Origin of the sequence: Symmachiella macrocystis (assembly GCF_007860075.1) — a bacterium.
GTDB classification, from domain to species: domain Bacteria; phylum Planctomycetota; class Planctomycetia; order Planctomycetales; family Planctomycetaceae; genus Symmachiella; species Symmachiella macrocystis.
Genome location: NZ_SJPP01000001.1, coordinates 1816842 through 1837379, shown reverse-complemented (window position 1 = coordinate 1837379; position 20538 = coordinate 1816842). Strand labels below are relative to the sequence as shown.

16 protein-coding genes are annotated in these 20538 nt (G+C 54.9%); 11 read left to right on the top strand and 5 right to left on the bottom strand.

Annotation, left to right across the window (positions count from 1 at the left end; all coding sequences use genetic code 11):
- Positions 1-179: 179 nt before the first annotated feature.
- Entirely contained in the window at positions 180-2249 is a 2070-nt protein-coding gene (locus CA54_RS07110; protein ID WP_146370115.1) for a hypothetical protein, read from the bottom strand.
- A gap of 317 nt (positions 2250-2566) precedes the next feature.
- Between CA54_RS07110 and CA54_RS07105 the strand changes: the two genes are divergently transcribed.
- Genes CA54_RS07105 through CA54_RS07085 form a run of 5 tightly spaced genes read left to right on the top strand, consistent with a single transcriptional unit; the run spans position 2567 to position 6726 of the window.
- Positions 2567-2956 carry a GntR family transcriptional regulator gene (locus tag CA54_RS07105; protein ID WP_145373868.1) on the top strand — a complete coding sequence of 130 codons (390 nt, stop codon included), beginning with the start codon at positions 2567-2569 and terminating at the stop codon, positions 2954-2956.
- Positions 2941-3864, top strand: a complete 924-nt coding sequence (locus CA54_RS07100; RefSeq protein ID WP_146370114.1) for an ABC transporter ATP-binding protein — start codon at positions 2941-2943, stop codon at positions 3862-3864. The genes CA54_RS07105 and CA54_RS07100 overlap by 16 nt, the downstream gene beginning before the upstream one ends.
- On the top strand, positions 3857-4525 hold the full coding sequence (locus tag CA54_RS07095; protein WP_146370113.1) for a hypothetical protein: 669 nt from the start codon (positions 3857-3859) through the stop codon (positions 4523-4525). Before CA54_RS07100 ends, CA54_RS07095 begins: the two co-directional genes overlap by 8 nt.
- Positions 4526-4534: 9 nt before the next feature.
- Entirely contained in the window at positions 4535-5953 is a 1419-nt protein-coding gene (locus CA54_RS07090; RefSeq protein ID WP_146370112.1) for a hypothetical protein, read from the top strand.
- A 44-nt stretch (positions 5954-5997) separates the two neighbouring features.
- A complete protein-coding gene (locus CA54_RS07085) occupies positions 5998-6726 on the top strand; it encodes a hypothetical protein (protein ID WP_146370111.1) in 729 nt (242 codons plus the stop codon).
- Between the two features lie 136 nt (positions 6727-6862).
- Here CA54_RS07085 and CA54_RS07080 read toward each other — a convergent pair whose 3' ends face one another.
- From CA54_RS07080 to CA54_RS07070, 3 genes are all read right to left on the bottom strand, one after another.
- On the bottom strand, positions 6863-8278 hold the full coding sequence (locus CA54_RS07080; protein ID WP_146370110.1) for a cytochrome-c peroxidase: 1416 nt from the start codon (positions 8276-8278) through the stop codon (positions 6863-6865).
- A gap of 134 nt (positions 8279-8412) precedes the next feature.
- Positions 8413-8976 carry an SMI1/KNR4 family protein gene (locus tag CA54_RS07075; RefSeq protein ID WP_146370109.1) on the bottom strand — a complete coding sequence of 188 codons (564 nt, stop codon included), beginning with the start codon at positions 8974-8976 and terminating at the stop codon, positions 8413-8415.
- 109 nt (positions 8977-9085) lie between these two features.
- A complete protein-coding gene (locus CA54_RS07070; RefSeq protein WP_146370108.1) occupies positions 9086-9484 on the bottom strand; it encodes a hypothetical protein in 399 nt (132 codons plus the stop codon).
- 65 nt (positions 9485-9549) lie between these two features.
- Here CA54_RS07070 and CA54_RS07065 point away from each other — a divergent pair, with 65 nt between their 5' ends.
- Positions 9550-10284: a HisA/HisF-related TIM barrel protein gene (locus tag CA54_RS07065; protein ID WP_146370107.1), complete on the top strand. Its 735-nt coding sequence runs from the start codon at positions 9550-9552 to the stop codon at positions 10282-10284.
- Between the two features lie 89 nt (positions 10285-10373).
- On the opposite strand, the gene CA54_RS07060 is transcribed toward CA54_RS07065, so the two are convergent.
- Positions 10374-11555: a ribonuclease D gene (locus tag CA54_RS07060; protein WP_146370106.1), complete on the bottom strand. Its 1182-nt coding sequence runs from the start codon at positions 11553-11555 to the stop codon at positions 10374-10376.
- Between the two features lie 279 nt (positions 11556-11834).
- Here CA54_RS07060 and CA54_RS07055 point away from each other — a divergent pair, with 279 nt between their 5' ends.
- The 5 genes from CA54_RS07055 to gltB all read left to right on the top strand — a co-directional run bounded on the left by CA54_RS07055 (position 11835) and on the right by gltB (position 20425).
- Positions 11835-12698, top strand: coding sequence for an isocitrate lyase/PEP mutase family protein (locus tag CA54_RS07055; RefSeq protein WP_197532262.1), 864 nt, complete (start codon positions 11835-11837; stop codon positions 12696-12698).
- Positions 12699-12796: 98 nt separating this feature from the next.
- Entirely contained in the window at positions 12797-13705 is a 909-nt protein-coding gene (gene thyX / locus CA54_RS07050) for an FAD-dependent thymidylate synthase (protein WP_146370104.1), read from the top strand.
- Positions 13706-13781: 76 nt separating this feature from the next.
- Entirely contained in the window at positions 13782-14351 is a 570-nt protein-coding gene (locus CA54_RS07045; protein ID WP_146370103.1) for a DJ-1/PfpI family protein, read from the top strand.
- A 322-nt stretch (positions 14352-14673) separates the two neighbouring features.
- On the top strand, positions 14674-15618 hold the full coding sequence (locus CA54_RS07040) for a LysR family transcriptional regulator (protein ID WP_146370102.1): 945 nt from the start codon (positions 14674-14676) through the stop codon (positions 15616-15618).
- 205 nt (positions 15619-15823) lie between these two features.
- A complete protein-coding gene (gene gltB / locus CA54_RS07035) occupies positions 15824-20425 on the top strand; it encodes a glutamate synthase large subunit (RefSeq protein WP_146370101.1) in 4602 nt (1533 codons plus the stop codon).
- The last annotated feature ends 113 nt before the right edge of the window (positions 20426-20538 follow it).

The following is a 20538-nucleotide window of genomic DNA, read 5'->3' as shown; positions in this document are numbered from 1 at the left end:
AATGAACCGGTGTGACAACCGGTTTAAAAACCCCTGACAACACCGCTCAGATCAGTCACAACAAAACTGACTTTAATTGTGTCTCTCCAACCTCTGCATACAACAGCCCGTCGGCGATCGTAGTGATTCCGACGGGCTGCTTTTGTGCGCCTGTGGTGACCGGCTGATGCTGGGGACCGTTATACGTTGTTCGATGGCACGTGTTCTCGGCAGCGGTGCCACGCGATAGCCAGTGCAATATCCAACTGGTTGCTCCAACTGCGCAGAACGTTCTCGACCGATATTCCCACGCATTGTTCGGAAAAGTCTTTCATAAGACGTTTGCGATCCATGTTCATGGCGAAGCCGATGAATTTCAATAAGAAGGCAGAGGGCTTCAGTTTGGACCAAGCAAGGAACAATCCGCTCGCGTATAGTATGCCAGGCTCTCCTTCCGATGGCTTACTAAGCCCAGGTAATATGTAAGGGTTGGCGGCAAGGTGGTCGGCCATTTCCTGCCACCCCATATTTGCCGCGGCCGACAACATATCAAGGTCGCCCCCCCGCTCCCATTGCCACTCTTCGATCGCCCACCTCGATGCCGCTTCCCGCCATGATTTCAGTTGTTTCGGCTCGACAATACGCTCAACGACCGACTGAGGAATGTTTGCCAGGGCAGGAGGGGTGATTTCGTCTTCATCGTCCCAGTCATCCAAGAGATAACGGCCAGCAATCGGGTCGCCCAGCCTTGCTCGCACTTTTGCAAACGGAATATCTTCGTAGTACGGGCTTGGCCCGAACCATTTGGCAGCAAGTTCAGGCAACTCATTGCGCAGATGCCACATCATTTCGATATCCTGGTCCGGGCTTTCGAAGTGCGGTTCAATATCGGTCAGTCGCTCCCTGAATCGGGATTTGTAGATTTCGTCGCCGAACGACATGAGAATGTATTCAACGTCGGGCCGAGGGTGCTTGCCGCCGACGTGCTTTTGTGCAAGTTTCTGCCACTGGCTAGCCTGGGCCCATGTATCTATTGCGGTATCCCACATCAATCGGTCAAAGAACGCTGACAAGGCCGCATCGGATTTCATGAACTTCCCAAGGACCAAGCGGCTCCTGTCGTCATATTCGCTCAGCTGCGCCTCAGTGAGCGGTGGCAGCTCGACTGCTTGCGGGACAGCTCGTCGCAAAGGGCGCGTGTCGAGCGTCACGACCTCATGAGCAGAGCCAAGTATTTCGATGGCTTCTTGCGCCAGTTCAGCATGTTGGCCGAGTATGTGCCCAATGGCAGCCTCTTCGCCAGATTTTGAAATGACTGCTGTGAGGTTCTCGCCCAGGTCGAGAGGGAATTCACGCAATTCCCGGCCAACGTATTTCTCCTCAAAGGAATCCAAGTAGAATCCGTGTCGGCGCAAGACAGCGAAAACGGCGTTCAGAACTTGCTGACGCGCGCTATTTAACTGCTCGAATTCATCGGCGAGATGATTTCCAGCTTGCTCTGATCCCAGGGAGCGAACCAACTTGCGCAGTTCGATTGACTTGGGGGCGATTACGTACGAATCGAACTTATCGTCAAAATCGACGTGCATCGAGCCATCCAATAACTCCAAGCATGCGCTTGAATGCGGTAGACGATCTGCAAATTGAAGCAGTGTGCGCCAGATACGCCCTTTGGGTTTGGCGGTGTTTGTGATTGCTTTGCCAGATCGAGACCTGAATCGCTCTTGCAGCGATTTGCAACTCCGCATGAATTGAAGCACTGCAAGTGGTGTCGCGTCTGCTTCGTCTGGTTCTTCTGTCGCAACAGTCTCGCGAAACGGCACACCGTATTCAGATAAATGCTGTTGTATCTGACGGGCGCTCGGTGATTTTACCGCGCTGCCCTTAAAAACCTCTTCTACAGCGAAGGCCAGATTGGGGCCGCGCGCCAAAGTTTCCGTCAACAGAATGCCGACGTGCAGATTAAAAACTACTCCGCCCGAGTCTTCGAGACTCCAGTACCCGTTGGGCAGAGCATTGATCACAATGTCGAGCGTTGCTAAATAGCTGCGAATGGCGTCGATGGCCTGTTGGCGTTGCTCATCCAGTGTTGCAAAGTACTTAGTCAGATCCGAAGTTGGATCGTAGTTCCGGTGATACCAGCGTTCTTCGGGCATAAACCAGTAGACGTCGAATCCATCCGAAAACCGCACTCCGAGACCGTCAACAACGTTATAGGTCTCGAGTCGATGAGCCGCGGCATATCTTTTCAATTTATCCAGCGCCGACATGATTAACTCTCAATCGAATGCATGGTCGCGGTGCCACAATTCACCCGGGATATCAAGGAGCTATTGTAACAGAACGAGAGATGTTCATTTGTTAGGTGGCAGAGGTGATTGATTAGACCGCATTGGAGTGATGAGGTTCGGTGGGTTTCTCGTTGCGTTGCTCCAGGTGAACTCGGGGGCTGATGATTGCGGGGGCGGCGGGTGAAATTGGCGGGCGGTCTTTTCTTGCCGAAAATCCTAGATTTTTCCAGATTGGGCTTGTCCGAAAAACCTACTGTACTAACAATAGTAGTGCAGTTGTGATTTGGGGAGCCGTTATGGAATTTCAAGTTGATGTTGCTAGCCGAGTGCCGATTTATCGGCAATTGCGTAGCCAAATACGCCAGGCTGTGGCGCGCGCTCGGCTGCAGCCTGGCGAGCAACTTCCCTCGGTCCGTGAACTTTCCAGCCGGCTTGTTGTTAATCCCAACACCATCGCTCGCGTTTATACCGAATTGGAACGCGAGGGGGTCCTCAATACGCGGCCCGGTTTGGGGGTGTTCGTTGCAGAGCTCAAAAACGACACGACCAAAAAATCGCGGCAGCAGCGGTTTCAGCAACTCTTGGATGAATTCCTCACCGAAGCGGTGCATCTCGGCCTCAGCGACGATGATGTGCTGGAATCGGTGGCGAAAGGAGTGAAGAAGTTCGCATGGCAGACGCAATAGTCACCGACCGGTTGACGAAATACTTCGGCGGCCGTCGCGTCGTCAACGGCCTGAATCTAAAAGTCCGCGAAGGGAGCGTCTATGCGCTGCTAGGTCGCAACGGGGCGGGTAAGTCGACGACGATCCGCATGCTGTTGGGGTTGCTCAAACCCGATTTTGGCACAGCGGAGTTACTGGGCGAAGAGGTCTCGCAAATCACGCCCGCGACCCGTGCGCAGATCGGCTGGGTGGGTGAGGGGCATCCGCTCTATCGCTGGATGACGGTTGACGGAGCGATTCGTTTCGTGCGGCCGTTTTATCAACAATGGAACGGCGACTTTGTCGATCAGGTGTTGGATCATTTCGACATCCCCAAGAAAAAACGGCTCTCGAAGCTCTCCAACGGCCAGCGAGCGCAGGTTTCATTAGCACTCGCCGTCGCTCCCGATCCCAAGCTGCTGATTCTCGATGATCCAACGATCGGCTTGGATGCGGTGGTGCGGCGCGATTTTTTGGAATCGATCATTCAGATCATTCAACAGCAGGGCCGTACGATCCTGTTCAGTTCGCACATCCTCAGCGACGTCGACCGCGTGGCGGATCATATCGGAATTTTGAGCGAGGGGGTGCTGCGGGTCGATTGTCCGACGGAACATTTTCGCGAATCCATCCGCAAAGTCGTTATGGAATTCGCCGAACCGCTCAAAGAGCCGCCCGCGTGTCCCGGTTTGTTGTCATCCAGTGCATCGGGCGAACGAGTGGAGTTGGTGATCGTGAATTATGGAGACGAACACCGCGCTTACCTCGATTCATTGTCGCCGCGGAGCATGGATGTGTTGGAGTTCAACCTGGAAGACGCCTTCGTGGAATACACCCGCGGCCGCCAAGGAACGATGCCTGTTTTTCGTCGGGAGACAATGAATGTTTAAGTCGATGATGCGGAAGGAATTGATGGAGACCCGGGCGGTGATTTTTCTAGCCGGTTTTCTGTTTGCGTTGACGTTATTGGCGGACGTAATCAATTACCATCTCCGCTGGGATCCGGGAATATTCTATCGTCAGCGGAATTGGTCGTCTGTGCTTCACAGTGATTTGAATGACTCTCTGTGGATGCTCCCATTCGGCTTCGCAATCTTGCTGGCTTTGGTGCAAACGTTGGCGGACTCGTTTCAAGGGACTTGGGGGTATCTGTTACATTTGCCGCCAGGTCGTCGCTGGATGATTTCATCGAAGTTATTGGTTGGGGGCGGCGCTTACTTGGGATGCACTGGGTTGTTTTTATCCGGATGTGTGCTGATTGGATTCATGCGACAAACGGAAGTCTATCCGTTTCGGTGGTCGATGATGAGCGTGTATGTGCAAATCACGCTGATCGGTATGTTGGTCTATTTGGCAACATTTCTCACCGGGCTGCGGCCGGCGCGGTGGTACGGTTCGCGGCTGTTACCGTTGGCGGGATGTAGTCTGCTGGTTTGGGGCCTCATTGGTGTGCCGCAGTGGTGGGTCTACGGATTCGCACCGCTGCTTGTGTTCTGCGGGCTACTGGTGGGAGTGATTCTGTATGTCGGCGACGTCCGCGATTACGCATGAGAGGTAGTCATGAAGCGCAAATACTCGTTGTTCCACAGTTTGGTGTTGACGTTATTGATGACGTTGCCGCTGATTATCGGCATTGCGGCATTGGTCGGCTTCACCGGAGAATCTTGGAAGGAGTACAAACGGTATCGCCGTAGCGTAGAGCCGCAGGGCTGGTCGGCCTATACACAATTAGTAGTCCTCCGCGACGGGAGCCCGGCCATTGAAGAACAGATCCGTTTTGAGAACCGCTACCAGAATAAACTGACGACGTTGGATGGTGTTGAACTCCCGCGCGACGAGGAGCGTTTGTATGGGATTAACCTCCAAAAGGATATGGATCAACGATCCAGAAGGCATCGAATTCAGAGTCGGTTGTTTGCTCCAACTGAAACGCTGAGGCCCGATCCGCCGCCCCATTTTTACGATCCCAACCGCCCCGGTCATGTGTGGCTGTTTCGCAAGTCTGATCGAAATGCAGGTAAATATTATCTGATTAATGCAGATCGCGATTTGCAGCAGATCGAGATTTATTTCGACCGCAACGGTACCCGCGACGATGAACCGGGCGCCGAGACCTGCTTTAGCAAGCCGTTGGGGGTGATCGAGTCGGAGGACGTGCTCCTGTTCCAATCGGGAGCGGAGATCGTGGCGATTGACCTTGAGAACGATTCGGTGAAGCAAGTCAGCGACGACACGGCCCTAAAGTGGGGATTTCGTAAGGGGTATCGTGAAGGCGATTACCGCCGCGAGATCATTTTGGTGTCCAATAATGAAATTAGGACGGTCGACTTTTCCGGCAACGAAGTGAACTCCTATGCGATCGAAGGTCGTCGTGACGGCGAGATATTCGTCACCGAAGACGATCGGTTGTTGGTCAAAATGTACTCGGAACCGGTAACAGAAACGACAGCTGATGGCCACGTCAGTACTTGGACGGAATCGTTGTACGAACTACAGAACGACGGGCAAAAACGTGAGCTGGCGCAATACATGCGTCAAACGCCTCGCTCTGCGCCGATTGCAGAGACAGCAGGCATGCGCGCTGTCGATTGGTTCATCGGACAAACGGGGTTAGGGATCATCTTTCCCGGGCCCGGTGTGTTGTTGGGTATCAAATCAGGATATGCCTACATTGTCTCGCAATACAAAAAGCCCGACGGCGGATTTGCTGAGAGTTGGCGGGAAATTCAAAAGTGGTCTCCCTGGGCGTTTCCCATGTCGGCATTTTTTGGCGCTATCGCCGCCTATTTTTGCTACAGTCGACAGCGGCGGTATCAGGCTCGGTGGACGAAGACTTGGACGGTATTTGTGTTTTTGTTTGGGCCGGCGGGGTATTTGGCGTGGCGGTGGCATCGGGAGTGGCCGCCGGCCGAGTTGGTGGGGGTGACGCGCGAGGAATTCGAGGGGCCGGCGGCGAATGGGTTGGAGGTGTTTGCGTAGCAGCGGGTGGGTTACATTACTTAGAAAACTAGAGGGTAGAAATCATGCATGCACTCTGCACATTGACTTTCATGGTGTTGTTGACGTTGGTGACGACCACCGCTCAGGCGGAGGGATTGATCCATCAGTTGCCCGAAGACGGCGCTTGGGTGCGATACGATGTTAGCGGCGAAGCCAAGGGACCCGATGGGGCTGTCAGGGCGACTCTCAAAGGGACGTTCACGATCAGTTCAGTCGGCGAAACAACGGTCGATAAAGAAAAATGCCGCTGGATCGAACTCGATACCCAAATCGAGTTTAAAACAACTGAGGGACGTGAAGGCAAACAGAGCGAGGTTTTGAAGCTCCTCATTCCGGAAAAATTCCTGACAAAAAATCAGAACCCGATTGACCATGTCTTGAAAGCGTACAAGAAGAATTCGCAGGGCACGATTCAGCAACTTGACCCCAAAGACTCGTCGGGGCGTAGCTTTCAAGGGATGGACGAATTTTTCCATTCTCAGTTGAAGCAACTCAAAAAACTAGAAGCCGAAGTTGTCGAGACCAAACTGGGAAAACTGAAGTGTGAAGGGTGGCAAGGCCGTGAAACCAAAAATGAGACCGTTTTCAAGACTCAAACGCGCCTCCACGAAAAAGCACCATTTGGGGTGGTCAGTTTTCGCTATGAAAAGGAAAGAATCCGCAACGGACAATCCAACGGAAAAAGAGACTCGGTGTTGAAATTAGTGGACTACGGAAAGAATGCAAAAAGCCAACTCTCTGACAGTCAATAATTCGAACGTGCGAATCCTCTCCGTTTCTCAGTGGAATGGTTCAAGAAGAAGCTGGAGATTGTTTCGGAGGATTTCCGCGATCTCATCGCGAACCAGCGGCGAATGGGTTGGAGGTATTTGCTTAGCGGCGGACGCGTTATTTTTTGGCGGCGTCCAGGAGCGTTTGTGCTTCATCGGCGGCTTTGGTTTCGGCGAAGCGTTTGACGATCAGCATCAGTTTGGCGGTCTTGATGCGGGGTTCGGTGGCGGCGCGGGCTTTTTTGAGGGCTTTGCTGGCCAGCGTTTCGCGATTGGCAGCACGTTCGGCGTCGTCTGCTGGGTTGGATTTGGGGGTACGGCGCTTGGTGGATGCCAGTCGCTGCTGAGGATCGGCGAACGGGTCGGAAAATCGTGGATCGTTTAAGAACGTATTGTCGGTTAGTGTGTTGAGGAAGGCGACCAGCGCGTTGATCTCGGTATTGCTGAGATTGAGTCGTTCCGGCGTCTCGTTGGGAGGGCCGCCGCCTCGTCGGCCACGTCGACCCCCGCGGCCCCGACCGCGTCGTCCGGAGAGTGAACGGTCCAATTGGGGATGATTTTGCACGCCGGAATTGTAATGCACGATCACCTCGTGCAAGTTTTTGAAGCGGCCGTCGTGCATATAGGGTGCGCGGACGGCGATGTTCCGTAGCGACGGCGCTTTGAACCGTCCGCCGCCGGCGCCGTCGTCTTTGTCGGTGTTCCGATCCAATCCATTGTTGGTGGCGTTGCGGCTGATATGGCTGGTTGTGCCGTGGCAACGGTCACAGCGTGCCGAGCGGCCCACACCGAATCCTCCGGAAAAAAGCTGCAGCCCCAACAGTTCTTGCTGGTTGAATGTTTTTTGAAACGTCGGATACACACCGCCACCGCCGGCGAAGGCTTGGTCATATTTCGATTGGAAAGAAACCAACGAACGGACGAATTGAGCCAGTGCGCGGGAAATGCGGTTACGGTTGATTTCCGGTGTGCCGAAGGCAGCTTCGAACAGGGGGGGATAGAAATCGACGCTGCGGAGCTTGATTTCGAGGTCGTCTAGATTCATGCCCATTTCGATTTCATCTTGGATGGGCATCAGCACCTGGTCTTCGAGCGTGGCCGCCCGTTCGTCCCAGAAGAAACGGCCGGGGGCGTAGAAGCGGGCATTGGTCAGACCCATCGAGCGGCGTTTGGTCCGTTTACCATGCAGGCCTTTGCTCAGTTTTTCCGGATCGGAAAACCCGTGTTTTTGTTGGTGGCAGGAGGAGCAGGAGGTGGTGTCGTTGGCCGAGAGTCGTTTGTCGTAGAAAAGTACGCGGCCGAGTGCTGCTCCGGCATTGGTGATCGGGTTATCGGCCGGCGTATTGTCGGTGCCGATGGCATTGCCGTAACGGCGATCGGGGATGAGGAAGTGCGGCGGCAAAGTCACGTTGGCATATTCGTACGGTTTGGCTGGTAGGTGTGGAACCGGGAGCGCGGTCGCTGAGTCATCCGCCGCCTGGGCGGCGATGGCGACCGTGAAAGCTGCCAAAATCAATACCGTGATTCTTGCCATCGCGACGTCGTGCTCCGAGGTGTTGTACGGAATGTCTCTAAGGGGTTAAACGGGTTTTTTGAGGGGGAATTCGCGCTCTTTTCCGGGCATTTATGCAATTGGCGGAATGTTCGCCGATGTCTATAGGGCGGGGTTCACACCTTGCCATCAAGAAAGTAAAGGTGTTTACCGTCAACAATCTTATCCACACTGGATTCGATCCAGTCAGTGAAGGTCCCTTCTTCAACGAATTGTGGGGGAAGAAACGCACCGCCACCGTATGCAAAAATGCGACCGACAAATGGGCCGTTAATAATGAGAGAATAGACCCAGCCGCAGCCGAGTTCGGCGATGCAGATAGTACCGACCAGTGGGGCCCATTCATTGTTGTCCCATCGTTCTTCGTAACGATCGACATTTTGTACGTCGATCCATTTCTCACCATGTTGCACGGCATCTGGGGTGATGATGCAGGGTTGAGTCAAACAGATCTCCGGTTGCGGCCGTTTAATGTCGTAACGATAGTGCCAATCAGCCAGCGGGCTGAGTCGACATGGGCTAAATCCGCCGTTTGCAATCGTTGTAATAAATTCGACATAATCCGCCGGCAACGAAATCCCCGCTTGAGCTTCGAACTCACGAACTTCTTCTATCGAGAGCGGGGGCCGGATATTAATGCCAGAGTCTTGGACTTTGGCTTTCAAGTATTCGAGCGACATGCATTTCTCCCGCTGAGGAAGAACGGTTTTGTTCTCCACCCAGTGAAATATCGACCTGTATGCTATCGGCGATCTCAAACAGTTCTTGTTATTCGGCGTGTACTTTGCATCAAAGTACGGTCAAGAGATAATTGCGGATCATTTGCCGTTCGCCGGGGCTGAGCCGGCCGCGAAAGCGGAGTTTTAGGCGCTGTTGATCGTCGCGCCAGCCGGAGATGGTTACGGTTTTCGTAGAGAGATGGATGTCGCGGAAATAATTGACAATCTCGTGCTGTTGGTGTTCGGCGATCCGTCCTGTGATCTGTGTTCCTCCGCCGCCGGTACGGATTTGAAACTCATAGCGGGGCCGCACCGCCAGCCAGATCACGTACAAAACGACCGGGACGATTAGAAATTTCAGCCACATGACCCCAAACGCTCGACAAGGGGAGAAGGAACTCTCAGTGATGATTTCATAATACGGTATTTTTACGGCGAATGTGAAGCGAAGGGTTTGGAGTCTTGCCAACGTTGTGATCGTTGTCGCTGACCGCCATACTTGAGAAATAAACATTCCTTCCCACGGCGACAACTATGCAAATCATTCCTGTGCTCGACATTTTAGATGGCAACGTGGTTCGCGGTGTGGCGGGGCGGCGTCAAGAGTATCAACCGGTGGAGAGCGTGTTGGCTGCCGGCGCCAAGCCGCTGGATATCGCCCGCGGGTACCGCGACGTGTTGGGGTTAAAGCGACTGTATCTGGCCGACCTGGACGCCATCATGCACGGGCGTCCCAATCGCAAACTCTGGCAAAAATTGGTGGATGACGGATTTGAGATCCTGGTGGATGCGGGGGTGAAAACGGTCGCCGATGCGCAACAGGTGTACGCCAGCGGAGCGACGGCTGCGATCGTGGCGTTGGAGACGTCGCCCTCGCGCGAATTGCTGGCTGAACTTTGCACGCAATACGGTCCACCACGGGTGATTTTTAGCCTGGACCTCAAACAGGGGCGTCCGCTGGGAACGTTGGATCAATGGCAAAACCCAGCGCCATTTGACTTAGCTGTCGAAGCAGTCAGTTTGGGGGTCGAGCAAATGATCGTGCTCGATTTGGCGTGGGTCGGAACAGGGGAGGGGTTGGCGACTGAGGAGCTATGCCGACGGTTGTTGGAGCGGTTCACGCAACTGCAAGTGCTCACCGGCGGCGGGATCCGCGGCCCGGGTGATTTACCGGTGATCCAGGCGACCGGGATTCATGGGCTATTGTTGGCCTCGGCGCTGCATAGCGGCCGCATTGATCGCGCCGCTCTCGATGCTTGGCGCGCGTAGCCCCTGTTTTCTGTGACGCTTTTCTGCAGATCGCTCGACATGCACAGCATGAACTACAGGGGTGGGGTTGTCGTTTTTTTGCAGAACGCTCACTCGGGTTCGTCGAATACGATCGGGTGGTTGGATTGCAGGTCGCCGACGCGCATTGTGATCTTGCCGTCCAAGAGGTCGGTCAGCAGGTCGCCGCAGACTTCGGCGCGCCAGCCTTGGGCGATGCGGGGGACGGTGCCGTTTTCCTTGTCGTAAACATGCCAGCGGACCAATTGTTTGAGATCCGAGGTCGTACCGACGAGTTGCATGGAGACGTCTTGTTCCGCGCAGCGATTCGCCAAAGCGATGGACAACAGTTTGCCCAAGATCTGTTCGTCCCGTTCCTTTTCTTTGCGGATTTGTTTGGGCCATTCAACTTTGGGGAGATTGCGTCCGCGGGCGATGGCTTCGAGGATAGACGGTGCCATGTCCCGGTAAAACGGACCGCGATTCATGTCCCGCGTTGCCAGCAGGTCATTGACCGTTTGCGGTTGCCGTTTGGCGACGTCAATCAATAGGTCGTCGCGGAGGATTTTCCGAGCAGGTCGGTCCCGTTTCTCAGCCTCGTTACTGCGCCATTCGTACAATTCACGGGCGACGGCCAAATCGCGGGAACGGAGCGAATTGACGCCCGATAACCGCCGCCAATTTTCGCGGGTCCGCTCGGCGTCGATTTCATCGATCATGCGTTCGAACTCGGCGACCGCCCAACTGCTGCGGCCCCGTTTTTCGAGCGTGGCTTGTTGTGTTCGCCAGACATCCAGCAAGTGTCGCACGTCCTCGATGGCGTAGTGCACTTGTTTATCGGACAGCGGACGGCGACGCCAATCGGTGCGTGTCTCCTTGCCATAGACTTCGACACCTAAAACGCGGCTGAGTAGAGCGGTATGCCCCAGCGGAAAGCTCAGTCCGATCAACCCCTGCGCGATTTGAACATCGATCAGTTTTTGGGGTCGCTTGCCGGCAAGATTGACGCAGAAACGGACCTCTTCGCGACCGCCGTGAACGACGATGGTCGTTTTTTCATCGGTCATCAAATCCCACCAGGGGGTGAGATCCTCAAGTTCGAACGGATCAACCGCGACCTGACGATCCGCCGTGGCGAATTGCAGCAAACAGAGTTGTGGCCGGAACGTATATTCCGAGACGAATTCTGTATCAAACGCCACGAGACCCGATTGACGAATATGGTCGCAGAGTTCAGCAAAATCCTCTTGCTTGACGATTAACTCATCTGACATCTCTGTATTATCCTGACGGGGCACCAGACCAACGATACTGTCCCGAAATAGTGACAACCTAGCCGCAGCCGTGCAAGAGTAGACGTTTTTTCCAGTGATTTGTGTGGTGGCGTGAGGTTTTCTCGCAAATTACAATTCGGGTTTACAGTCTGCTGTAACAGCCTGGTCGAATGTTATTATTACTGCAGAATCGCAGGACCTGAACAACACTGTTACCTCACAGTCCTGATACGCACGAAGATTCGCGCATTTCCACAACTTCTTACAGTCTGCAGTCTCGTGAAAACTACAACCGCTTTACGACAGCTCATACAACGCCCGGGGATCGTGCGTAGCCTGGGAGCGCACGATGTCTTCTCGGCGCTGGTGATGGAACAGGCGGGGATCGACATGCTCTTTGCCGGCGGGTTTGGCGTGGCTGCGTCGGCCTTGGGGATGCCCGATGTCGGTTTGATGACGCTGACTGAAATGGCCGAAGTCGTGCGGCGGATGGCCGATCGGTTGTCGATACCGGTCGTCGCCGACGGTGATACCGGGCATGGCGATCTGCACAATGTCGCTCGTACAGTACGGGAAATGGAATCAGCTGGGGCAGCTGGGATACTGCTGGAAGACCAAGTGCATCCCAAGCGGTGCGGGCACTTGGCGGGCAAAGAGGTGATTCCGGCAGCGGAGATGCGGTTGAAATTGCGCGCCGCCTTGGATGCGCGCCGCGACCCGGAATTTGTGATCTTTGCCCGGACCGATGCGCTGGCGGTCGAGGGGTTTGATTCAGCGATTGAACGTGCCGGCGGTTTTGCCGACGAAGGGGCCGATGTCTGTTTTGTGGAGGGTCCCACCAGTGGGGAGCAGCTCGCGCAAATTCCCCGAAAGCTCGATGTGCCGCTGTTGGCGAACATGCTGACCGGTGGTGTGACACCGGTGGTGCCGTTCGTGGAGTTGGAACAAATGGGCTACAAAATAGCCGTTTGTCCCATTGCCGGATTGCTGGCGACTGGGGCTGTGATTCGCCGGTTGACGGAATCGGTGCTTGAAAGTGGACAGGTTGACCCAACCACCGACGCGCTGATGACATTTGAGGAAGTGAAGTCCGTGTTAGGCCTGCAGGAAACCCTGAACCTCCGTCGACGACTGGAAAGTTGACGGCTAGGCTGCTATTTAGGGGGGCTCCCCATTTTTTGTCTTTGCCTCGGGAGGGGAGCACCGGGGCTATCCCTACCAGGCATGTGTGTAACGGTACGATGACAACACGATCTGAAAAAGTGGAAGAACTGCGGTGGACAAAGTTCCCCGTGTTGGATGACGGTTTCGTCTGCCTGGTCGATGTGATGGGGGACGACAGCAGTGTCGTGCAGGCGGCCCGCGTCAGTTATGGCGAAGGCACGAAAAAGGTCTCTGACGATCGAACACTCATCCGGTACTTATTACGACATCGTCATACCACGCCGTTCGAAATGGCCGAGATCAAATTGTTGGTGCGGGTGCCGATGGATTGTTGGCGTCAATGGATCCGGCATCGGACGGCCAATGTCAACGAATACAGTACGCGGTATTCCGTCGCTATTGATGCCGCTCAGACGACCACACCGACTCAATGGCGGCAGCAGGCCAATCTCAATCGGCAGGGAAGCGCCGGAGCGTTGCCGGTCGAAATTGGTGAAAAGCTGACGGCAGCGGAGGCGAAGTTCCAGGCAGCTGCCCGCCAACTCTACGATGAGCGCTTGGAAGCGGGGGTCGCGCGGGAGCAGGCTCGTAAAGACCTGCCGTTGGCGACATATACCGAGGCTTATTGGAAGGTCGATTTGCACAATTTGTTGCACTTTTTGGCGTTGCGGATGGACTCTCACGCTCAGGAGGAGATCCGCGACTATTCCACGACGATCGGGGAAAATATCATCAAGCCTTTGTTTCCGGTCGTTTGGGAGGCGTTTGAGGACTATCGGCTGGGTGGGAAATTTCTCACTCGCTTGGATGCTGGGGTCATTCAAAGGTTGATGCAATTGCAAAAGCAGGGTGGATTGACCGAAGAGGATTTTCTCTCCGTTCAGGACGAGACGTGGCAAGATTTGAAGCGATGCCGCGAACGCGATGAATGCCGCTCGAAATTGCAGGACTTGGGGATTCTGCCCGCGGCGAACGACAATCCTTAGCGATTGCCATTTGCCTTGAGCCGGAATTCGAACCAGCCTGAGATTTGACCATCAAAAACAACTGGAGCCCACAGATATGCCGAAGATTTTAATGCCGATCGGTGATGCGACTGAAGTTCTTGACACGATGTATCCCTACTTTCGTTTGCCGGAAGATGGTTACGAAGTCGTCGTTGCCGGTCCCGAGGCACGCTTGTACCACATGGTCACGCACGAAATCCCTCCCAATTCGGATGTCCCGTGGGATATTACGCAGGAACGTCCCGGCTATCACATCCAGGCGGAGATCGCCTTTCGGGATGTTGATCCGACAGAATATGTCGGCCTGTTTATCTCTGGCGGCCGTGCGCCGGAATATCTGCGGTACGACCAAGACCTACTCAAGGCGACACGGCATTTCTTCGAAGCGGGCAAACCGGTCGCCTCGGTTTGCCACGGTATCGAAATCTTGACAGCTGCCGATTGCATTCAGGGCAAGACCGTGACAACAGTGGCCAAATGCGCTCTCGATGCAGAGCAGGGTGGGGCGACCTATGTGGATGAAGCGGTCGTGACCGACGGGAATCTGGTAACAGCGGGCATCTGGATGAACAACACACAGTTGCTCAAGAAATTCATCGAAATGCTAAACGCAGCCACGAAATAACAGCCGGGCATGTTGACATGCTTTGGCGAATGGCGGTCAACGTAACCGCTACCATGAGCAATTCTTTCCAAGCGCGATCCGTAGACCGGGTCGCGTTTTTTTATGGGTGCTGCGGGGAAGGTCCCATTGTAATTGCCGGAAGATGAACAGGTTACGTCAACCGGCTGTATTTATGTGGATTGACGTGTTGCTCGAAGTCGTTTTTGGGTTGAGCAATGACTGCTCGATTGCTTGACGCTGTGCAAATCTCTTCGTAGACTATCATCTCGTTTATCGATATTCTCGATGGCGCCATATCACTCACCCTTATACTTCGTGTCGCATGCACCTCCGTTCTGTCGAAATATTCTGTGAAGTTGTTCATCAACGGAGCTTTTCCAAAGCTGCGGAAGTGTTCAATGTTTCGCAGTCTTCGGTGAGCCAGGCGGTGCAGTCGCTGGAAGATCGTTTGGGGGCGTTGTTGCTGGACCGCTCGAAGCGTCCCTTCGAGTTGACGCCGGCGGGCACTGTCTATTTTGCCGGCTGTCGGAAGCTGTTGGAATCGTTCCACGCGATGGAAGATCAGGTGCACCGACTGCAGGATAAAGTGGTGGGGCCGGTCCGCGTAGCGGCGATTTATTCGGTCGGTCTGGTGCAAATGGATTGCTATGTGCGGCATTTCGAGGAGTTGTATCCCGAAGCGGCCTTGCGGATCGATTTCGGCCATCCGGATGAAATCTACGAGGCGGTGCTGAACGACGAAGCTGATTTAGGGCTGGTTTCCTTTCCTCAGACGAACACCGAATTGGTGAGCGTTCCCTGGCAGGAGCAAGAGCTGGCCCTGGTGACCGCACCGGATCACCGTTTGGCAACGCATGACAAAATGCAGATCGCTGAACTGAATGGTGAAGCTTATATTGCCTTTACGCCCGAACTCACGATTCGCAAGATGATCGATCGGTGGCTGAAGGAACATAAAATTTCAGTGAATGTCGCCCACGCGTTCGACAACATGGAGAACATCAAACGGGACATCGAAATTGGTACGGGTGTCAGCATTCTGCCGATTCCGTCTGTCCAGCGTGAGGTCGACATCGGTTCGTTGGCCGCCGTACGTTTGAGCAATGTGGAGTGGACGCGGCCGTTGGGAATCGTTCATAAGCGGCACAAAGTATTCAGCAACGCGGTGGCGAAATTCATCGAATTGCTGCATGAGGATCCTGGGTCATTCGCAGTGGGCGAATCGGGTGATCAAAAACCGGTGGCAGAGATCAGCATTCCATCCTGATTCGCCGGATCTCTTGATAGCGAATCAGCTGCGATTTTCGTGATCATCTCCAGAATATCGACGCTTCCGATTCTCCGGGAGCGATAAAAATAAAACGACGACACCTCCGTTTCGGCAGCGGCCCGCATCGTGCGGACGAAGCGTTCCGAATCGTCGTCGCTGAGTCTACGGAACAATCGACAACATACTTTCGGACAGAACTGACATGGAACAGAATTCAAATCAACACGACGCTGCCCCGTTTGTACTTGGCCAGCCCGTTAAGCAGGGGTTGTACGACCCGGCCAACGAAAAGGACAATTGCGGTGTCGGATTTGTTGCCGATATTAAAGGCCGTCAATCGCACCAAATGATCTTGGATGCCGACCGCATTTTGCGGCACATGAATCATCGTGGTGCGTGTGGTTGCGAACCCAATACCGGAGACGGTGCGGGGATGATGACCGCCTTGCCGCACGAATTCTTTGCCAAGGTTGCGAAAGCAGATTTGGGTTGCGAATTGCCGGAGCCGGGCAAGTATGGCGCGGGAATCATCTATCTGCCGCAGGACGATGAAGAACGTCAGCAGTGCAAAAAACAGATGGAGGATTTGGTCCAATCGCAAGGCCAAACAACGCTGGGCTGGCGGACGGTCCCGCAAGAACCGTTGCAGGCCGATATTGGTCCCTCGGCGCGTGCGACCGAACCGGTGATGGAACAGTTGTTCATTGCTGCAGCCGAAGGTCTCGACTCCGAAGCGTTTGAACGGCAACTGTACATCATCCGAAAACAGGCCAGCCGCGTTTTGCGGACCAGCGAAATGAAGCAGGCCTTGATGTTCTATGTCTGCTCCTTGTCGACAAAAGTGATCATCTACAAGGGACAATTGACGCCCGATCAATTGTTGCCGTACTTCCCGGATTTGCAGGACGAGGATTTCACCAGTCATTTGGCGATGGTGCACTCGCGGTTTTCGACCAATACGTTCCCCAGTTGGGACCGTGCGCAACCGCTGCGCTTCATGAGCCACAACGGTGAGATCAACACGTTGCGGGGCAATGCCAACTGGCTGTTCGCTCGCCAAGGTGTGATGGAAAGCGAACTGTTTGGGGACGACTTGAAAAAGCTGTGTCCGATCATTGAGCCGCATTGTTCCGATTCGGGAACATTTGACAATGCGCTGGAATTGTTGCTGCACGCCGGCCGCAGTCTGCCCGAAGCCGTGATGATGATGGTTCCCGAAGCTTGGCAGAATCACGAGTCGATGTCCGAAGCCAAGCGGGCGTTTTATGAATTCTATTCGTCGAAGCAGGAACCATGGGACGGTCCCGCCTCGATCGCGTTTACGGACGGGCACTACATCGGCGCGGTCTTGGACCGCAACGGTCTGCGTCCCAGTCGGTACTATGTCACGCACGACGACAAGGTCGTGATGGCCAGTGAAGTCGGCGTGTTGGATGTCGATTCGGCCAACGTGAAAATCAAAGGCCGCCTGCAGCCGGGCAAGATGTTCTTGGTCGACTTCGAGCAGGGACGGATCATTGACGATGAAGAGGTGAAGCGCGAGATTGCCACCAAACGTCCCTATGGACAATGGTTGCAAGACCAGCGGATTCAACTGACCGACCTGGCCGCTGCAGAGACTCCCGAACCTTCCACCGGCAAAGACTTGTTGGCCAAGATGCAAGCGTTCGGTTATACGACCGAGACGATTCAATACATGTTGTTGCCGATGCTCCGCGTCAAGAAGGACCCGATCGGCTCGATGGGGAACGATGCGGCGCTGGCCTGCCTGAGCGATAAGCCGCGGTTGGTCTATGACTATTTCAAGCAGCTTTTCGCGCAGGTGACGAATCCGCCGATTGATTCGATCCGCGAAGAGATCGTGATGTCCTTGGAATGTTTTATCGGATCCGAGGGCAATCTGTTGGCGACTGAGGAAAAGGATTGCCATCGCCTCTCGATTCAACATCCGATTTTGACCGACGATGAGATGGCTGCGATCAAGGCCATGGACCATCGCGGCTGGACGTCAAAGACGATCGATATTACGTTTGCCCGGTCCGAGGGACCCGCCGGGTTGCGGTCGACGTTAGATCGTATTTGCGAAGAAGCCAGCCAAGCGATCACCGATGGCCATAGCTTGGTCGTGCTTTCCGATCGCGCTGCCGGTCCGGACCGCGTTCCGGTCTCCGCGCTCTTGGCCTGTGGTGCGGTGCATCATCACCTCGTTCGCAACGAGCAACGCACGCGATTGGGGATCGTAATCGAGTCGGCCGAAGCGCGGGAAGTGCATCATCACTGCCTGCTGATTGGTTACGGTGCCGATGCAATCAACCCGTATTGCGCCTTCGAAGCCTTGTGGCAATGCCGCGCCGACGGTGCGTTGGGCGAAGAATGGTGTGACGAGAAGGTTGTCTCCGCCTATCGCTTGGCTGTGAAAAACGGCATGCTGAAGGTGATGGCTAAAATGGGCATCTCCACGCTGCAAAGTTACAAGGGCGCACAAATCTTCGAAGCGGTCGGCTTGAACGAAGAAGTCATCAACCGCAGTTTTGTCGGAACCGCCAGCCGCATCAAAGGGGTTGGTTTGGAAATTCTGGCCGAAGAAGCGATTCGCCGGCACAATTTGGGGTATCCGCTTCGCCATGACGAATCGCAGTTGCCGATCTTGTCCAACGAAGGTCAATTCCAATGGCGGGCTGAGGGAGAAAAGCATGCCTGGAATCCCCAGTCGATTTCCCGCTTGCAAGCGGCCGCCCGAACCGGCGACCGTACGGCCTACGATCAATTCAAGGAGATGATCAACGAACAGAATCGCCGCGATTGCTATCTGCGAGGACTGCTCAAAATCAAACCGGGCAAATCGATTCCGCTTGATGAAGTGGAACCGGCTGCGAAAATCGTCAAGCGGTTCTGCACCGGAGCGATGAGCTACGGCTCGATTTCGGCCGAGTCGCACGAAGCGTTGGCGATTGCCATGAATCGCATGGGCGGAAAAAGCAATACCGGCGAAGGGGGGGAGGATTATGAACGTTTCAATCCAATGCCCAACGGCGACTCCAAACGATCCGCGATCAAGCAGATTGCCTCGGGCCGATTTGGCGTGACCAGTTGGTACCTGACCAACGCCGACGAACTGCAGATCAAAATCGCGCAAGGTGCCAAGCCGGGCGAAGGTGGAGAACTGCCGGGACATAAGGTCAACAAGATCATTGCTGACACGCGGCATTCAACTCCCGGCGTGGGACTCATCAGCCCGCCGCCGCACCATGATATTTACTCGATCGAAGATCTCGCGCAGTTGATCTTTGACTTGAAGAACTCGAACCCCTCTGCACGGGTGAGCGTGAAGTTGGTGTCCGAGGTCGGGGTGGGCACGATTGCCGCCGGTGTGGCCAAGGGGCACGCCGATCACATCCTGATTTCCGGCCACGACGGCGGAACGGGGGCCTCGCCGTTGACGAGCATCAAGCACGCCGGACTGCCCTGGGAATTGGGTATCGCCGAGACGCATCAAACGTTGGTGCTCAACGACCTGCGCAGCCGCGTGGTGTTGCAGACTGACGGACAACTCAAGACCGGTCGCGACGTGGCGATTGCCTGTCTGTTGGGAGCAGAGGAATTCGGATTTGCGACCGCTCCGTTGATCACCTTGGGGTGCATCATGATGCGGAAGTGTCACTTGAATACCTGCCCGGTCGGCATCGCGACGCAAGATGAAGAGCTCCGCAAGAAGTTTGCCGGCAAGCCGGAACATGTTGTGAACTATCTGTTCATGGTGGCCGAAGAATGTCGCGAGATCATGGCGGAATTGGGCTTCCGCACGATCAACGAAATGGTCGGTCGGGCCGATTGTCTGGAGACCGACGCCGCGATCAAGCATTGGAAGGCGGACGGTATCGACTTGTCGCCGATTCTTGCACCGGCGAAAAAACCGCATCCGGATGTTGAGGTGTATTGCACGATCAAACAGGATCATGGTTTGGACAAAGTCTTGGACCAACAATTGATCAAAGATTGCCAGCCGGCGATTCAAGACGGCACAAAGGTCGCCTTGGAGATTGACGTGCAAAACATCGACCGCGCTTTGGGGACGATGCTCAGTCACGAGATTTCTAAAAAATGGGGACCGAAAGGACTGCCTGAGGATACGATCCATATTCGGGCGCGCGGTTCGGCCGGTCAAAGCGTCGGTGCCTGGATGGCGCACGGTGTGACGATCGAGCTGTCGGGCGACGCCAACGACTTTGTGGGTAAGGGACTCTCAGGCGGACGGATTGTGATTGCTCCGCCGGAGGATTCGACATTTGTCGCTGAGGATAACTTCATCATCGGCAACGTGGCGCTCTACGGAGCGGTGCATGGCGAAGCTTTTTTCCGGGGCATGGCGGCGGAACGATTCTGTATTCGTAACTCCGGAGCCCGCGCCGTTGTGGAAGGGGTGGGAGACCACGGTTGTGAATATATGACCGGTGGGCGTGTGGTCGTTCTCGGTCCCACAGGTCGCAACTTTGCAGCAGGAATGTCGGGCGGGGTGGCGTATATTTACGACCCGCGCGACGAGTTTTTGCAAAACTGCAATCTAGAAATGGTGGAACTGGAACGACTCGAAGAGGAAGCGGATATCTCCGAACTGCGAGAGCTGATCCAGAAACACCAGAATTACACGGGATCGCCGGTGGCGGCACGAATCCTTGAAGACTGGGAGGCGTCTGTTTCCCAATTCCGCAAGGTGATGCCGGTGGACTACAAACGGGCTTTGGAACTCGCCCGTGAGGAAGACCAGCAGCAAGCTGAGGCGGTCACGGCTGCAGGGCAGAATTAGGCCGTAGGCTATAGGCTTTAGACCTTAGGAAGAGCGTTTCCGCGCAGCACCTAAAGTCTACGGACTGAAGCCTAAAGTCTCTCCCTCCCCCGCACATTTCAAGTACGAACTAT

Coding starts and splice junctions, on each gene's coding strand:
- CA54_RS07110 (WP_146370115.1), bottom strand. CDS start 2,249: ATGTCGGCGCTGGATAAATTGAAAAGATATGCCGCGGCTCATCGACTC.
- CA54_RS07105 (WP_145373868.1), top strand. CDS start 2,567: ATGGAATTTCAAGTTGATGTTGCTAGCCGAGTGCCGATTTATCGGCAA.
- CA54_RS07100 (WP_146370114.1), top strand. CDS start 2,941: ATGGCAGACGCAATAGTCACCGACCGGTTGACGAAATACTTCGGCGGC.
- CA54_RS07095 (WP_146370113.1), top strand. CDS start 3,857: ATGTTTAAGTCGATGATGCGGAAGGAATTGATGGAGACCCGGGCGGTG.
- CA54_RS07090 (WP_146370112.1), top strand. CDS start 4,535: ATGAAGCGCAAATACTCGTTGTTCCACAGTTTGGTGTTGACGTTATTG.
- CA54_RS07085 (WP_146370111.1), top strand. CDS start 5,998: ATGCATGCACTCTGCACATTGACTTTCATGGTGTTGTTGACGTTGGTG.
- CA54_RS07080 (WP_146370110.1), bottom strand. CDS start 8,278: ATGGCAAGAATCACGGTATTGATTTTGGCAGCTTTCACGGTCGCCATC.
- CA54_RS07075 (WP_146370109.1), bottom strand. CDS start 8,976: ATGTCGCTCGAATACTTGAAAGCCAAAGTCCAAGACTCTGGCATTAAT.
- CA54_RS07065 (WP_146370107.1), top strand. CDS start 9,550: ATGCAAATCATTCCTGTGCTCGACATTTTAGATGGCAACGTGGTTCGC.
- CA54_RS07060 (WP_146370106.1), bottom strand. CDS start 11,555: ATGTCAGATGAGTTAATCGTCAAGCAAGAGGATTTTGCTGAACTCTGC.
- thyX (WP_146370104.1), top strand. CDS start 12,797: ATGACAACACGATCTGAAAAAGTGGAAGAACTGCGGTGGACAAAGTTC.
- CA54_RS07045 (WP_146370103.1), top strand. CDS start 13,782: ATGCCGAAGATTTTAATGCCGATCGGTGATGCGACTGAAGTTCTTGAC.
- CA54_RS07040 (WP_146370102.1), top strand. CDS start 14,674: ATGCACCTCCGTTCTGTCGAAATATTCTGTGAAGTTGTTCATCAACGG.
- gltB (WP_146370101.1), top strand. CDS start 15,824: ATGGAACAGAATTCAAATCAACACGACGCTGCCCCGTTTGTACTTGGC.